Source organism: Citrobacter sp. Ct235, assembly GCF_030332305.1.
Classification (GTDB): domain Bacteria; phylum Pseudomonadota; class Gammaproteobacteria; order Enterobacterales; family Enterobacteriaceae; genus Citrobacter_A; species Citrobacter_A telavivensis.
Map to the genome: position 1 here is coordinate 1,324,515 of NZ_JAOWIC010000049.1, position 16,686 is coordinate 1,341,200.

General features: G+C 40.8%; 13 protein-coding genes and 1 pseudogene. All 14 read right to left on the reverse strand.

The genetic code is table 11. From position 1 onward, the window contains the following. Positions 1–13: 13 nt before the first annotated feature. A complete protein-coding gene (gnd, locus tag OGY35_RS23555) occupies positions 14–1,420 on the reverse strand; it encodes an NADP-dependent phosphogluconate dehydrogenase (RefSeq protein WP_286633611.1) in 1,407 nt (468 codons plus the stop codon). A gap of 195 nt (positions 1,421–1,615) precedes the next feature. Next, positions 1,616–3,037 (reverse strand): phosphomannomutase, encoded by a 1,422-nt coding sequence (locus tag OGY35_RS23560; protein ID WP_286633612.1) that lies wholly within the window; start codon positions 3,035–3,037, stop codon positions 1,616–1,618. Positions 3,038–3,042: 5 nt separating this feature from the next. Further along, positions 3,043–3,789 (reverse strand): glycosyltransferase family 2 protein, encoded by a 747-nt coding sequence (locus tag OGY35_RS23565; RefSeq protein WP_286633613.1) that lies wholly within the window; start codon positions 3,787–3,789, stop codon positions 3,043–3,045. Beyond that, positions 3,789–5,195 (reverse strand): annotated as a pseudogene (locus tag OGY35_RS23570) (mannose-1-phosphate guanylyltransferase/mannose-6-phosphate isomerase). Before OGY35_RS23570 ends, OGY35_RS23565 begins: the two are co-directional and overlap by 1 nt. Before the next feature lie 5 nt (positions 5,196–5,200). Then, entirely contained in the window at positions 5,201–5,662 is a 462-nt protein-coding gene (locus OGY35_RS23575) for a GDP-mannose mannosyl hydrolase (RefSeq protein ID WP_286633614.1), read from the reverse strand. A gap of 3 nt (positions 5,663–5,665) precedes the next feature. Then, positions 5,666–6,631 carry a GDP-L-fucose synthase gene (gene fcl / locus OGY35_RS23580; protein WP_286633615.1) on the reverse strand — a complete coding sequence of 322 codons (966 nt, stop codon included), beginning with the start codon at positions 6,629–6,631 and terminating at the stop codon, positions 5,666–5,668. 4 nt (positions 6,632–6,635) lie between these two features. After that, positions 6,636–7,754, reverse strand: coding sequence for a GDP-mannose 4,6-dehydratase (gene gmd / locus OGY35_RS23585; protein WP_286633616.1), 1,119 nt, complete (start codon positions 7,752–7,754; stop codon positions 6,636–6,638). Position 7,755: 1 nt separating this feature from the next. Continuing rightward, positions 7,756–8,604 carry a hypothetical protein gene (locus OGY35_RS23590; protein ID WP_286633617.1) on the reverse strand — a complete coding sequence of 283 codons (849 nt, stop codon included), beginning with the start codon at positions 8,602–8,604 and terminating at the stop codon, positions 7,756–7,758. Continuing rightward, positions 8,588–9,337 (reverse strand): glycosyltransferase family 2 protein, encoded by a 750-nt coding sequence (locus OGY35_RS23595; protein ID WP_286633618.1) that lies wholly within the window; start codon positions 9,335–9,337, stop codon positions 8,588–8,590. Before OGY35_RS23595 ends, OGY35_RS23590 begins: the two co-directional genes overlap by 17 nt. Next, positions 9,315–10,505 (reverse strand): O-antigen ligase family protein, encoded by a 1,191-nt coding sequence (locus tag OGY35_RS23600; protein ID WP_286633619.1) that lies wholly within the window; start codon positions 10,503–10,505, stop codon positions 9,315–9,317. Before OGY35_RS23600 ends, OGY35_RS23595 begins: the two co-directional genes overlap by 23 nt. Then, positions 10,498–11,715, reverse strand: coding sequence for a glycosyltransferase (locus OGY35_RS23605; RefSeq protein WP_286633620.1), 1,218 nt, complete (start codon positions 11,713–11,715; stop codon positions 10,498–10,500). The genes OGY35_RS23600 and OGY35_RS23605 overlap by 8 nt, the downstream gene beginning before the upstream one ends. Before the next feature lie 3 nt (positions 11,716–11,718). Then, the gene (locus OGY35_RS23610; protein WP_286633621.1) at positions 11,719–14,067 is read right to left on the reverse strand and encodes a polysaccharide pyruvyl transferase family protein; all 2,349 of its coding nucleotides are present in this window, start codon (positions 14,065–14,067) and stop codon (positions 11,719–11,721) included. Between the two features lie 4 nt (positions 14,068–14,071). Next, entirely contained in the window at positions 14,072–15,379 is a 1,308-nt protein-coding gene (locus tag OGY35_RS23615) for a flippase (RefSeq protein ID WP_286633622.1), read from the reverse strand. Positions 15,380–15,707: 328 nt separating this feature from the next. Beyond that, positions 15,708–16,601: a UTP--glucose-1-phosphate uridylyltransferase GalF gene (galF, locus tag OGY35_RS23620; RefSeq protein ID WP_152403723.1), complete on the reverse strand. Its 894-nt coding sequence runs from the start codon at positions 16,599–16,601 to the stop codon at positions 15,708–15,710. Between the last annotated feature and the right edge of the window lie 85 nt (positions 16,602–16,686).

Genomic DNA, 16,686 nt, shown 5'->3' on the forward strand with positions numbered 1-16,686 from the left:
ACAAACAAAGTGATTAATCCATCCATTCGGTATGGAAAACACCTTCTTTATCAGTACGCTTATAGGTATGCGCACCAAAGTAGTCACGTTGCGCCTGGATCAGGTTGGCCGGCAATACCTCTGCACGGTAGCTGTCGTAGTAGGCCACGGCGGCGGAGAAAGTGGGTACCGGAATGCCATTCTGTACGGCGTAGGCGACGACATCACGCAGCGCCTGCTGATACTCATCAGCAATATTCTTGAAGTACGGATCCAGCAGCAGATTGGCAATACCTGCATTTTTCGCGTAGGCATCCGTGATCTTCTGCAGGAACTGCGCACGAATGATGCAGCCTGCACGGAAAATCTTCGCGATTTCTCCATAGTTCAGATCCCAGTTGTACTCATCAGACGCTGCACGCAGCTGAGAGAAGCCCTGCGCATAGGAAACGATTTTACCGAGGTACAGCGCACGGCGCACTTTCTCAATAAACTCAACTTTATCCCCCGCAGGTTGCGCTTTCGGACCTGTCAGGACCTTAGAGGCCGCAACGCGCTGATCTTTCAGTGAGGAGATGTATCGCGCAAAGACCGATTCGGTAATCAAAGACAGCGGTTCACCGAGATCCAGAGAGCTCTGGCTGGTCCATTTACCGGTCCCTTTGTTAGCCGCTTCGTCCAGAATGACATCAACGAGGTATTTACCCTCTTCATCTTTTTTGGTGAAGATGTCTTTAGTGATGTCAATGAGGTAGCTGCTCAGCTCACCATTGTTCCACTCAGTAAAGGTGCTGGCCAGCTCTTCATTAGGGAGATTCAGACCACCTTTCAACAAGGAATAGGCCTCAGCAATAAGTTGCATGTCGCCATATTCGATACCGTTGTGAACCATTTTCACATAATGGCCTGCGCCATCTGCACCGATGTAAGTCACGCAAGGCTCGCCATCTTCAGCGACAGCCGCGATCTTAGTCAGAATCGGTGCTACCAGTTCGTACGCTTCTTTCTGGCCGCCAGGCATGATAGACGGCCCTTTCAGCGCGCCCTCTTCACCACCGGAAACACCCGTACCGATAAAGTTGAAACCTTCAGCAGAAAGTTCGCGGTTACGACGAATGGTGTCCTGGAAGAAAGTATTGCCACCATCAATGATGATGTCGCCTTTATCCAGATACGGTTTCAGAGAATCAATGGCAGCATCGGTACCCGCACCCGCTTTCACCATTAACAGGATACGACGAGGCGTTTCGAGGGATTCAACAAACTCTTTCACCGTGTAGTAAGGCACCAGTTTCTTGCCCGGGTTCTCGGCAATCACTTCTTCGGTCTTTTCACGGGAGCGGTTAAACACGGAGACGGTATAACCACGGCTTTCGATGTTGAGCGCCAGGTTGCGCCCCATCACTGCCATGCCGACGACGCCGATCTGTTGCTTAGACATTACATACTCCTGTCAGGTGTGGTCACCGCGCGACTCATGCGCGGCTTGAAATGTGGCTTAGATGTTAACTCAGGTTGCAGGAGACTGTGTAGTGTAAGATGCCCTTATCTTATGATAATCGCCTCTTATCAGTGTATGTCACACAGGAATGAAGCATTTACGTGGATTTATATGTTCTTATCAGAAAAAGAAATCTTAGTTCAGCGTAATAACTTTGTGCAGAATTTGTTCCACATACTCTTTAGCTTTTATCTCTGTACTCGCTTCTGCATAACAGCGCAATTCAGGGGCATTACCTGATGGACGGAGATGGAAAATATCCGAGCAATCAAGCGTTATTCTCACACCATCAGTTTGATCAATGCTGACACATTTAACAGAAGCTAATCCGAGCTTAGTTAAGAGTTGCTCTGGCGAAATCAGTGCTTCAGTAATAATTTGTTGGCTTTTTTCTGAAGGGAAATCTTTCACTCTGTCGGACCAGGTGAATCGTTGAGGCAGTTGGTCGACAAGTTGTGAAATTTTCTTGTTCCTGGAAGCAGCCAATAACATCAACGCAGGCAATACCGCATCTCGCGTAGGTAAAGACCTAAGACGTTTACCGTTGATTGTTAAGTCCGATGCCAGCAGGAAACCACCATTAGCTTCGAATCCCGCAACGTTTGAATAACGATTTACCAGAGAATTAAACGCAGCGATAACGTACGGGGAACCAATTTTTGTACGCGTCACCGTTTTGAATTTATTAGATAATTCGATCGCTGTGTTACAACTAACTGGGATGGCAAGAGCCTCAATGCCCAGCGCGTTTGCCGTCAGCAAACCCAGTATATCGCCACGCAGCCAATTACCGGTTTCATCAGAGACTAAAGGTCTGTCACCATCACCATCTGTTGAAAAAATCGCGTCAAGTTTAAACTGTTCCGCCCAACCTTTTGCAAGCAACCGATCTTCTTCACTGACTGCTTCAGTATCGATAGGAACAAACTCATCGCTTCTTCCTAAAGAAATCACTTCAGCGCCAAGTTCCTGGAATAATGGCGCGTAAAGATCCCTGCCAGCACTTGAATGTTCGTAAATGCCAATGCGCTTTCCGGCTAAAATCTTATCAGCATAGAGTGATGTGTACCGGGAAACATAAGCTTCAGCTCCCAGAGAGCTGATTTGCAATTCAGGAAGTTGTTCCACTGGGGAAAACTCGAAAGTGCTGCCGATAATAGCCAGCTCATCTTCTTTGGAAATTTCTCCATCTGGACGATAAAATTTCAGGCCATTACGGTCGAACGGAATGTGACTCCCTGTCACCATGATGCAGGGCATATCATTCTGCATGGCATAATACGCTAATGCAGGGGTCGGAATAACACCATGATATTCAATCTGAAACCCATGCTGTTTAATTGCAGCTGCGCAGGCTTGAGCTATTTCATAGCTGCTTGGTCGATTATCAATTGCCAGAGCGACTGTTTTGAACTCAAATTTGTCACTGGTAACCTGAAGAAAAGCATGCGCGAAAGCGGCACAAACATTATGCGTGAAATCAACTACCAGACCACGAGCGCCACTGGTACCGAAAGCGATTCCACTTTCATTAATTACTTTACTAGCAGTTAACATATTTGTTATTTCTTTATGAATTGAGGAATTTTGGAAAGATTTTTATAGGCCAACGCCAGCGGCCATATAATCCCATTTTTCTTCATAACCCTGACATCTTCCATCGACTTACTCATCATTGAAGATAATGAGCGATTACTAATCCCCCCGACCCTCATTTTCACGAGAACTTTAGGGAGATAAGCCATTCCAATGCCACTTTTCAATATATATCGCAAAAGAGAGTCGTAATCAGCTGAAATACGGTAGTCGAGGCTAAAACCACCATATTCAATGTAGCATGAACGTTTCATGTAAAAAGAGGGATGTGGTGGCATCCAGCCTAACCGCATTTTGGTGCGGCTGAAAGGACCGCTTTTCCACATTCTGATGCGTTTACCCGTATCCTCCTGCGAAACATACTCCAGATCGCCATATACAGCATCACTACCTGTTGTTTCGAAGGTATTGGCTATATCAGCCAATGCCTCGTTATAGGCTAGCAGGTCATCCGAATGCAAAAATCCAATAACATCACCCGTGGCAGCATTGATACCTTTATTAAGTGCATCATATATTCCCTGGTCAGACTCACAAATTATTTTAGAGACTTTCGTACAGTTATCTTTGATTAGCTGAATAGTATTATCTTTCGAAGCTCCGTCAACGATAATGTACTCAATATCGGTATAAGTCTGATTCTCCAGAGAACGAAGAGTATCGATCAGCGTTTTTTCGCTATTATACGTTGCTGTAATTATGGAAATCCGCATTAATAACCCACTCCAGAAGATGACACTCTGACCACATCATCCTCTTCAAGATATACACCCGATCTGACCTCAATAATTTCAAGAGGTATCTTGCCAGGGTTTTCAATTGCATGAGGTACACCGACAGGAATATAGGTCGATTCATTTTCAGAGACCAGATATGTTTTGTCTTCAAGATGAACTTTCGCTGTTCCAGACACGACAACCCAATGCTCTGTACGATGAAAATGAATTTGTTTTGCCGTAATCTGACCAGGAAGAACAATAACATGTTTTACCTGATAGCGTTGTCCTTCAGCAATAGTGTCATGACTTCCCCAAGGGCGGAAAATTTCACGATGCTGTAAGTATTCAGAACGATTCAGCTTCTTGAGTTGAGCGACAATACCTTTAACTTGCTGAACCTTATCTTAATGCGCGACAAGAACCGCATCTTTCGTCTCCACGACGACCAGATCTTTCACACCAACAACACCTATTAGACGATGTTGTGAATAAAGGTAGCTATCAGAAGCATCCTCTAAAAGTACGTCCCCTCGTATTGCATTCCCGTTAGTGTCTTTTTGGCTAATTTCCCACAACGCAGACCAGGAACCTACATCGCTCCATCGCGCATCCAAAGGCACCACAACAGCATCCGTTGTTTTCTCCATCACCGCGTAGTCAATTGACTCTTCAGGACAGCAATCAAAAGCTTCTTTGTCCACTCTAATAAAATCGAGATCCTGGCTGGATGACGTCAAAGACATCTCACACGCCTGAAGGATATCGGGGCGGAACTGGCGGAGTTCATTGATAAAAGCCGAGGCTTTAAACATAAACATACCGCTATTCCACAAATACCCTCCATGGTTAACGTATTGATTCGCCAGTTCAAGCTCAGGTTTCTCAACAAATGCAGCGACTCTATACCCTTCACCATCGAGCTTTTCTCCGGTTTTGATATAGCCGTATCCCGTTTCCGGCGCAGTAGGGACAATTCCAAATGTCACCAATTTACCTTCTTCTGCAAATTTCTTGGCATGCGACACAGCCTGTCTGAAACTATCTTCATCCTGGATTTCATGATCGGCGGCAAGCACCAGCAAAATAGGATCTTCACCCAATGAAACGGCCTGCAAAGCGGCTAATGCAACCGCTGGCGCGGTGTTACGTCCGGCAGGTTCAAGTAAGATCCCGCTATGCTTGAGCCCTTCTTTACGCAACTGTTCTGCCACAATAAAGCGATGAGACTCATTACAAATGACCAGCGCCGGGCTATGCTCAACGTTCTCAAGGCGACGTAAGGTCTCCTGTAGCATTGTGAAACGAGTATTAAGCGAGAGAAACTGTTTTGGATAAAGTGTGCGAGAAAGAGGCCAAAGTCTGGTCCCCGAGCCACCGGCCATTATGACAGGAAGAAGCATATCTATTACCTTGATAAGAAATAATTTTTGGTGTACTGATGCACTATATTACTACTGAGAAGAGTCTGGATATCAAACCACTGATACGCGGTGTGTTGAGTACGCGGCAACTCAGGAGCCAAAAGTTCAAGTTCTAATCTGTAGCCATGGACGACATAGTGGGTTGTAAAATCAGCCCCGGTAAAATTATCACTGTAAAAGTGCTCATATACCCCCAGGAATGTCGACTCATTCAGGCATACTTCTTTCCCAAGCTCTTCCTTCGTGATTCGTTTAAATGCCGTTTCGAAAGATTCATCCTTGAAGATTCGCCCACCAGGCACAAACCAATAATTTTGTGCTGGTCGGTTTTGGCGCTGCCCAAGCAGCGCGTTTCCTTCATTATTCACTACGATGAGATCTATCGAGATTAGCGGCGTATTCTCAACGATAGTTGAGAATAAATTTTGATCCAATCTCTTGCTCATGCACTATCCCCGGAATGAGTAGAGGTTTGCCAAATACCACTTGTAAGTTAACTCCAGGCCATCTTTTAAATTATAGTGGAATTTCCAACCCAATTTTTCCAGACGCGAAACATCCATTAGCTTACGTGGTGTACCATCAGGTTTTGAAGCGTCAAAAACAATATTGCCGTTGTAGCCAACAACCGTTGCTATTGTTTCCGCCATTTCGCGAATAGTACAATCAACACCCGTACCAACGTTGATGTGCGATAGCATCGGATCGGTATGCTCCTGGTACACTGATTCATCGAGTTCCATCACATAGATTGACGCAGCGGCCATATCATCAACGTACAGAAACTCTCTCATAGGTGTACCCGTCCCCCAAACAACCACTTCTGGGGCATTTTGCTCTTTGGCTTCATGGAAGCGACGCATCAGAGCTGGAATAACATGAGAATTTTGCGGGTGGAAGTTATCATTCATCCCATAAAGGTTCGTCGGCATTACGCTACGGTAATCACGACCATATTGTCGATTATAGGATTCACACAATTTAATGCCGGCTATTTTAGCAATAGCATAAGGTTCATTTGTTGCTTCAAGAATCCCTGTCAACAGTGCCGATTCTTGCATAGGCTGTTTTGCGAGTTTAGGATAAATACAGCTTGAACCTAAGAAGAGTAATTTTTGCACACCCGCTAAATGCGCGGAGTGAATGATATTACTTTCGATCATTAGATTCTCATAAATGAATTCAGCAGGATAGGTATTATTAGCATGAATCCCCCCGACTTTTGCTGCTGCAAGATACACTTCATCAATTTTTGTAGTAGCAAAAAATTCCTGAACGTCTGGTTGTGAAGTTAAATCTAATTCTTCGTGCGTTCTCAGCACCAGTTCGATATCACTGCGAGAGCCAAGCTCACGACAAATTGCCGAACCCACCATGCCTCGATGGCCAGCAACGTAAACACGTTTGTTAGACATCAGATTAGCGCTCCAGTGAAACTGCGACATCATAACCATGGCTTTTTAGCAATGCATGCTGCTTGGCTTTCGCTAAATCGTTAGCAACCATCTCTGCACACATTTCTTCCACGGTAATTTCAGGCACCCAACCCAGTACATTTTTAGCCTTCGTTGGGTCACCAAGCAAAGTTTCAACTTCTGCAGGGCGGAAGTAACGAGGATCAACGCGGACAATAATATCGCCAATATTCACACCAATGGCGCAATCTGAAGTTTTGCTGATAACAGTTGCAATTTCATCTACACCTTCGCCCCTAAATTCAAGTTCAAGCCCAACTTCTTTAGCAGACATGCGAACAAATTCACGAACAGAAATTTGTTTGCCTGTAGCGATGACAAAATCTTCAGGCTGATCTTGTTGGAGCATCATCCATTGCATGCGGACATAATCTTTCGCATGGCCCCAGTCGCGCAGGGAATCCATATTGCCAAGATACAGGCACTTTTCGATTCCTTGAGAAATATTGGCTATCGCACGAGTAATTTTGCGAGTGACAAATGTTTCACCGCGGCGTGGTGATTCATGGTTAAAAAGAACACCATTACAGGCATACATGCCATAAGACTCACGGTAATTGACTGTAATCCAGTAGGCGTAGAGTTTTGCAACAGCGTATGGGGAGCGAGGATAGAATGGCGTTGTTTCTTTCTGTGGTATTTCTTGTACCAGACCATACAGCTCTGAAGTTGACGCCTGGTAGAAACGAGTTTTCTTTTCTAAGCCGCAAATTCGGATAGCTTCAAGCAAACGCAGAGTACCCATAGCATCTACATCTGCAGTATATTCCGGTGATTCAAAAGATACGGCTACATGAGATTGTGCACCCAGGTTATAAACTTCATCCGGCTGAATCTCTTTAATCAAACGGATAAGATTCGATGTATCAGTCAAGTCGCCATAATGTAGGAAAAAGTTCGGTTTTTCATTATGTCGATCTTGATAGATATGGTCTACACGCTCAGTATTAAAAGATGAAGCACGACGTTTAATACCATGAACCTCATAGCCTTTCTCAAGAAGAAACTCAGCCAAATAGGAACCATCTTGACCAGTAACACCAGTAATTAAAGCCTTTTTCATTCTATACCTCATCAAAAAATCCAACTATCCTTTCACGTAGAATAGTAAAAGAGTTCTTTTTAAATAAAACACACCTGAAAACAGCATTCCCAAAAAAAAGAATACTATCGAAAACCAGCTGAAGAGAAAAATATTTGGCGAGCAAAACCCTAAACACACGCCCTTGGCCTCTGGCATAAACCTTATGTTTTTCAAAATCACTTGATCTGGGAGGGTGATAGATTTCTAATTCATTTGCTTCACAAACTTTAAAATTGCCTTTTTGGAAAAAGTAATCAAAAGAAAACAATACATCCTCACCACTTTTATAAATCGTTTTATCACCTGGTCCATGTAGTTCATTGAAACGTAAAGAATCGATGACATTTAAATTTAAAAGCATTGAACCTACATAAGTATCATAGATAGGATTGATATTTTTAATAGAAAATTCGTAATTACCAATTTCACAGTCACTTATCTCACCGAATCTTAATTTCAATTTCGGAGGTATTTCTGAAAATCTTTGTTCATAAATAAATTTTGCAGCATTAGCTGTCCAATAGATAGAGGCATCATGAAACATTATCCATTTGCAATTTATTGACTGAGCTTCATCAACACATCTATTCCTTGCAAGAGAAATACCGACTTCAGCCAAATAAATTACATTGTAATTCTGCAATCCGAGGTTTAAGTCGATAGTGTTATCGCCGAAGTCTTGAATACAAAGAATAAAAAAACATTTCCCACGGAAAGCGTCATTCAGGTTATGAAATGATTTGATAATATTTTCTTTATGCAACACCCAATCTTTATATAAGGAGCAAAATGCGATAGCAATGCTCTCTTTGTTATTTTTTTCTTTCATTGGGAGAAATAAATCCTTTCATTAGATGATATGGGTATGCTATGACCCCCCTCCTGGAAAGTAATAATTTTTCCACAACCGGAAGTTGTGATTCAATTATTGCTCTTAATCTTTCCTTCCACATTTTCGATTTATTTTCTTCTGACGAACTAATTCCATTAGAATCATAGTTTGCTATTACGAAATCGGCCTTTAAGCTTTTTAAACGCTTAAAGGCCTTCAATAGATGAGCATAATCTGCACAGTAGCGATAACTAGTATCGTAGAGATACTCATCAAAAAGTTCTTTATTGAATAAGATGCTTTGATGATTAATCATGTGCGATGTGAGATAATCTATAGTCAACTGTTGCGAATCATCAATTTTACCATCACTAATATAAGGTGCATAGATAAAGTTGTATTCAACATTATTTTTTATAAGCTCGATTACTTTAGAGAGTACATCATCGGAGGCAAAACAATCTCCAGCATTCAAAAAGTAAATCCAATCAAATTTTGCACATTTTATCCCCTTATTCATTGCATCATAAATACCAGCATCTCTCTCTGAAATTAGAACATCAACAAGATCGCTAAACTGTTCTTTCACAACAAGTTGTGATCCATCAGAAGAGCCACCATCTACAACAATAACTTCTATAACATTATTGCCATTTTGATTACCAATAGTATTTAAAGTTTTTTCCAGTTCTGACTTAGAGTTATAATTAACAGTGACTATTGAAATCATAATTTTTTATTCTCTGTGACTTGTATGTGCTCAGTAAAAGCATAAATATTATTGGGAAAAACTCGCCAATGTTGATAAACCACATGAAATAAGCAACAAAAAGATAGCGATACATATTTATGATATTGAAACCTGCTTTGTACATTATCTGGCAACTCAATATTACGACTACCAAGCTTGTGAATAGTGGTCCAAACGTATATGTTAATGTATTAATATTACTGTCCAGCCAAACAACCTTCTCATTATTTGAAACTTGGTTGCTAATAAATAACGCACTACCTTCACCACTTCCTTTGCCAAAAATCATTTCAGATAGAGAAAAATTATGCAGCATTTCATAGAGGATGGTCATACGCATGTTGCCAGCCTCGGCAATATCATGAACTTCACGTTTCGTTAATAGAGTCTCAATCTTTTCAACTCCTACATCTGATGAAATGATTAGTATCATTCCAAATATAGACAGCATGACATATAACATAAAGAGTCGACGATTAAAAAAGAAGGAATGGAACATTATTAACATGACAAAAAACAGTTGCGCAGAACGGCTACCTGAAATATAGATAACAAATGCGACTAACAACTCTACAGATATGACTTTCTTCTTTGTATAGACCCCTTGCAGTGCCAACTGATAAAAGATAATCAATGTAGCGATTGCAAACACTGCCAGATGATTGGGATTCTTAAATATTCCGACGGCTCTTTCATTCGGTAATGATACTCCGACTAAAAGATAATAAGAGACGAAAACATAATGCAAGATAATACACAGGGCGACGTATAGTACGTAAATATTAATTATTTTAATCAGAGATTCATGTTTAATTTTCAATGAACAACCAATCATAAGCAACAATGGTGAAATAATTAACAACTGAGAGACGAATGAAACCATTGCATCCTTGACCGAACTTTCACGAAAAAGGATTGAAACCATAATAACAAATAGCATGAGCAGTGGTATTATTTTACCAGGATCTTTTGCGGCAACTACAATTAAACAAAAAATAATAAGCAAATAGGAAAGATAATTAATTGCTGAAAGTGATGGAAGATTCAAAAAATTTGCTATCGACAAAGGTGTGACATGCTCCACACCTCCTGTCAGATAGATCAAAGGTGACAGTATCAATAAAAATAACAGTGTTCTATCAGACATTGGAATACACCATCTTATATTGACTGACAATATATTCCTCTGCCCGCATATCTAATGATTTATTCCTGATATATTCATGTTCGGCCTCAGCCTCTAAGACCCTATTTATCGCTTCCCCTAAACTTTCAGAATTAATCTCTTCAACTAACTCCCCCATTTTTGCATCATTCAATAAATCAGGCATTCCACCTATATTGAAGGCTATACACGGCGTACCAACTGCCAAGGACTCGACAATTGTATTGGGCAAATTATCCTGTAATGATGGAGCAACATATACATCTGTTGCTGAATATAATAACCGCAACGATAGCTCATCTCTAAACACACCAAGATTGTATATATCGAATCCATACTTATGTGCCGGTGGTTGCTTATCAGCGCCAAAAACAACGAGCGCATAATCTGAACTATAATTTTCACTAAGAAACTTTATAGCCCCATCTAATAGTGAGAAACCTTTCCGGGTATCTGTAGTGCTTGCCATAGCACCAAAGAGAATTATTTTCTTATCCGCAGGAAGTTCAAGAAGCTCTCTGGCTATCTCTTTTTTAACGGGCATATAGACAGAATGATCTATTGTATTCTGAATGATATGAATTTTTTTCCCTTTTGCTATTTCAGTTTTAGCCGCGCAGTCTCCAAGCCATTTACTTGGAGAAACAAATTGAATTTTTTTGCTTTTCCATTTTCTTAGTTTTAACCGATAAACATAGCGGTTTAAATCGAAACCCTTGACACTTTTTCTGGATGTGTAATTGTCTTGGTAGCGTAATAATTCTGGATAGCTATCATAGTGCTCGCAACCTGAGAAGGCCCACATGTCATGCATTGTCCAAACAATCGGGGCTTTTATTTTTGCCACTTCACCGATTGAAATCATACCATCACCGATCCAATGCAAGTTCACAACATCTGGATTCAGATTATTGATTATTTTTCCAACACCGGTTGGGATAATATTTAATGAATGCTTTACCGGATTGCTATCTTTAAATTTTGAAAGTAAAAACCTTGAGACTAAAGAAATTACTTTAACTCTAATCATACTCATTTTGTTAACTGATATTACTGTTTTATCTGCAGTAACTTTGTTAACAACTAGCATAGAGCTATTAATACCTTCCTTCAATTGGGCCTGATGCAACCGATTCGCTGCCTTAGCAGCTCCACCGTCAAAGTCACTGTAGCATACGTGTAAAACTTTCAATTTTTACTTCCCTATAACTGAGTTCAATGATTTAAAGAAAGTAAGATTATCAAGAATTTGCTTATTGTTTTGTTGACGGGGCTTGTTGAAAATTTCATTAATTCCAGCAACAATTTTATCTGCGGTAATATCCGATAAAGAGACTACATCAACCCCATACCGTTCTGCCAGCGACTTAACCTTTCCTTTGCCAAGAGTATAATCAAGTGCCAGTGAAGGGGTACCTAACGAAAGTCCAAAGACCAGAGAATGGAAACGCATTGCGAGCAGACCATCAGCTTTCATAAACTCATTGCAATATTCGACAGGTGCCATCTCTCTGCCACATAGAGAGAAATCTATATTCTCTGCTGGAATGGTCGTATGTCTAAATAATTTACGATAGAACCATCTGTCATCAGATCCAAAGTGGTTAGTACACATCGGTAAAGGTTTAATAATAATATTTTTATTATTAGATATTAGCATTTGAAGTGCAGCTACCACTGCTCTCTCGTAATTATCCTTGATAGTTATACATTCATCCTCTGAGAGATGTTTCGCGTATTCTTTCCATGGAAAATCGCGTAACCCTAAAAGCAATGTTTTATTTTCAGAACTGTCTTGATTGATCTGCTCATCCTGCACTGAAATATAGTTGTCATGGAAAGACTTCAACCAGGTGAATGCAGGATCTTCCGCAACCAGATCCTCATGTGCATCGACACCAAGTGATATCGCATTTAACTTGGATTTTTCATCACGATAAATTCTAAAATCAGAAAGGTCCAAAATATGCTTGATACTGTCGTTATATCTTTTGTCGCCTAGTGGACCTACGCCACAGCCAGTAACGCCAGTTCTCACACCAGCTTGTTTTGCTCTTTCAAATATTACCTGCATAGGGCCGATTGCATCTATTGCCATAAGCGGTCCGCCGCCGAATACCACGCAATCCATATCTGGTGCAACGGCAATAGATTGTTCTATTGTTAATATATGACAATTTTTGAACTCTACCATTTGGCGCCGAGTCATCTCGGTGACATACGGGAATAACGAAGCAACATAGAAAGTGACGTCATTATTATAGATTTTTCTCATCGAGTTAATCACACCCGCAATAATGCCTTTGTCTCCTAGTGTTTCGGTTCCATACCAACCACAGATTAATACTTTGTTATTGCCTTTAAGCTTAATATTAGCGACTGCTTTCGTGTTGCGGTAGTTATCTAACATTTTGGAATAATTACGCATATTCCTAAAATTATTTACAGCAGAAAAACCAGGCAATCGTTTAAGAGTCGTTTTTATTTTGAATCTTTCATTAATATTTTCCATAAATATCTTTCGATATTCTTCCGGCTTTGGCATCCCTACATAGTCATGATGACAATTGTCACATTTATTAGCAATAATATCTTTTAAATGTGGCTCATGCTGGAAATAAATTTTATTAGCATCCCCCTGAGAGATATCTTCCATCAGTGTTTTACTTTCAACAGCACAAAATGCCAACTCACCTTTTGCAGTGATAGTAGCACCACGATGTCGCCAGTCACATCCTGCAGTTCTTGGTTTGTTATAAATTATCTGTCCAATCAGCGAGCGATAGAAGTATTTTTGCATCAAACTAGTTTCGTAATGCTCAATTAATCCTTCAAGGAACTCGACAAATTCGTATTTTTCTTCAAAAGTTAATGCATAGGGTTCGATGAGATTTTCAGTATATAGACGTTTGTGCGGAACACCTTGCCTATATTTAATATATAAATCATTTTTGACACAGTATTCAAAAAGATCATGCAAATGAAATGCATTTTCCTTGATTACGGTACAACCAATTCTTATATTGCTCACATAGTCGGCTGTTTTTAAGAATTCTAATACATGTTGGGAGTTTTTGAAGTTACCTGTCCTTCCTCTCACTCTGTCATGAACCGATTCAAATCCATCAAGTGAAACCATGACATCAAAATAGATTTCTTTTGATGCTATTAAAGCTCCAATTTTTTTTATCTGCTCAATGACTTGGAGATATTTATATCCATTTGTAATCAAAGAAATTTGTTTTAATTTTGGAAGTGATTCGATACAAGTTTCTACTATTTCACTGAGATCGTCTCGCAGTGTAGGTTCGCCACCGTTAAATCCTATCGAAGCTACTTCGCTAAATAGTTCATTTTTCAATCCCTGCTTTAATTGTTCTACTGTGATATCATTGCTTTTTTTATTCTCCCAGATACGGCACATTTGGCAACGAGAATTGCAAATATCAATTACAGGGAATTGTATTACGACGGGTTTGACGAGATCTTTTGTCCCATCAATAAATAGAGGTTTAATTCGCTCGATAATATTTGTAATTTTCATGGCATCACTTCATATTTAAAAAGAATTTAATAGATTTAATTAACTGAAATGGAGAAAAAGCTTGTATTTTTATAATGAACATTTTTCGTAGTTCTTTATTTAGCAAATCAAAAAAGAGGAAAGCCAGAGCAAGACCAGAAACTGTTGCGATTGCAGCTCCGGTCACACCATAAACAGGTATAAGAATTATATTTAGAAAGAAATTTAGCACCAGGCCTGAAAGATTCCGATAGAGATTAAGTTTCAATCTCTTCTGAGCAACTAACCATGAACCTGACGTTATCCCCATGCATAAGAATATCCCGCCCCATACATGTAGCTTAAGAATATCTCCACTTTGACTGTATTCATGGCCAAATAGTAGATCAATTACACGATCACCCAAAAGTGAAATACCAATGCCTGCAAAAATTGACAGCCATACCAACAGAGACATTACATAGCCAAGATCATGTATAAGGACAATTTGATCATGTTCTCTTTCATTATATTTTTTCATGAAAACAGGAAAGGTTGCTGCGACGATTGCCGTTGGTAAGAAGTACCATGCTTCACTAATTCTTGTAGCTGCTGAGTAAATACCTACACTTGCTGGACCCAGCATATACTGAAGCATTATTTGGTCCATTTTCATAAACACTATCGCGCCGAAGCCGGCAAATATTTCAGGCCAGGACTCATTTAATAAAGTTTTAGCTTTGACCAAGCTTATCTTTCTAATACTGATCTTTGCGATATCCGAATACCTGAACCTGGCAATAAAATACAGCAGTATGCCTGCAATTGCATATTCAAGTAAGATTGTCGCATAGAAATAAGCTATGTTACTTTCAATTACTACCAGATACAATCTTAATAACGAAGCTATAAGAAAGCTGATAATCCTGCAACTGGTAGCAATTTTAAATATCGATTGCCCTTGTAAGTGATAATCTATTACATCAAAGGAAACAAAAATAATGGATGTCAACGCTACTGAATATATAAAGGCATTTTGGCCATCGGTATTAATAAAGAACCATGACATTACAACGAAAACGACCAATGAAGCCAATAATCTCAAGTAAAATGCTGTTGAAATTAATTCAATATGTTCATTTTCCTCTTTGCATCCTGTAGATTCTCTAACCAGAATACGGTTAAAACCAAGAGATGTTACAACTAACGCAATTGAAATAAGAGCATTTAAAAAATTATATTGGCCAAAGCCATTTGGTCCAAGGTATCTGGCTAAAAGAGCACTAACAAAGACCGTCAACGTCAACCTCACGATCTTCTCAAATAACTGCCACACTATATTTTTAAGGACCATAGTATCTTACTGTTTGGAATGCTACCGCCCCAGGCTTAACAGCTACCTGTGCACTGAGCGCATCAAATTGTGAATGCCTGCGTGGTTAGATTTTAAACAAACGATGTGATTTCAAAACATATGAAGCATCGTTAATTGTCGTCTTAATCGTCCTCAGAAACAAGCAGAAATCCTTCTCAGCCTGTCCAAAAGCACAACATATAACTCATTGTAATTTGGATGCTTTTTAAAAGCAAAAACGGCAACTCTCATCCCTGATGAATTTCATTTCACTCGGGATGATCTGTTGCCGCTACTGGGGATCCGCACGCTTAGCAGGACTGAATAATTACTCGCTAAGCAACTTCTCAATACCTTTGCGGAACTTCGGCCCTTCTTTCAGGTTACGCAGTCCGTATTTCACAAACGCCTGCATGTAGCCCAATTTCTTGCCGCAGTCGTAGCTGTCGCCGGTCATCAGCATGGCGTCAACAGACTGTTTTTTCGCCAGTTCTGCAATCGCATCAGTCAACTGGATACGGCCCCAGGCTCCTGGCTCGGTTCTTTCCAGTTCGGCCCAGATATCCGCAGAGAGGACATAACGCCCTACCGCCATGAGATCGGAATCCAGCGTCTGCGGCTGATCCGGTTTCTCGATAAACTCGACGATGCGGCTCACCTTGCCTTCATTATCCAGCGGCTCTTTCGTCTGGATAACAGAGTACTCTGAAAGATCGCCCGCCATACGTTTCGCCAGCACCTGGCTACGCCCTGTTTCTTCAAAGCGCGCAACCATCGCAGCAAGGTTATAACGCAGTGGGTCGGCACTGGCGCTATCAATGACGATATCAGGCAGTACGACTACAAAAGGGTTATCACCAATTGCCGGGCGCGCGCAAAGAATAGAGTGACCCAACCCCAACGGCTGCGCCTGGCGCACGTTCATAATGGTGACGCCCGGAGGACAAATGGATTGCACTTCCGCCAGCAGTTGGCGCTTCACGCGCTGCTCAAGGAGTGACTCTAGTTCATAAGAGGTGTCGAAATGGTTCTCAACGGCGTTTTTAGACGCGTGGGTCACCAGGAGGATTTCTTTGATCCCTGCAGCCACAATTTCGTCAACAATGTATTGAATCATTGGCTTGTCGACGATCGGCAGCATCTCTTTGGGAATTGCCTTGGTGGCTGGCAACATGTGCATACCCAGACCCGCTACCGGTATAACTGCTTTCAAATTACTCATTATTTCATCCACCTGTAAATGGTTGCTGAATTATAGCCTTTTGACTCGTTTTAGCCAGCATGAATTAGTTGAGGAAATCATTGCT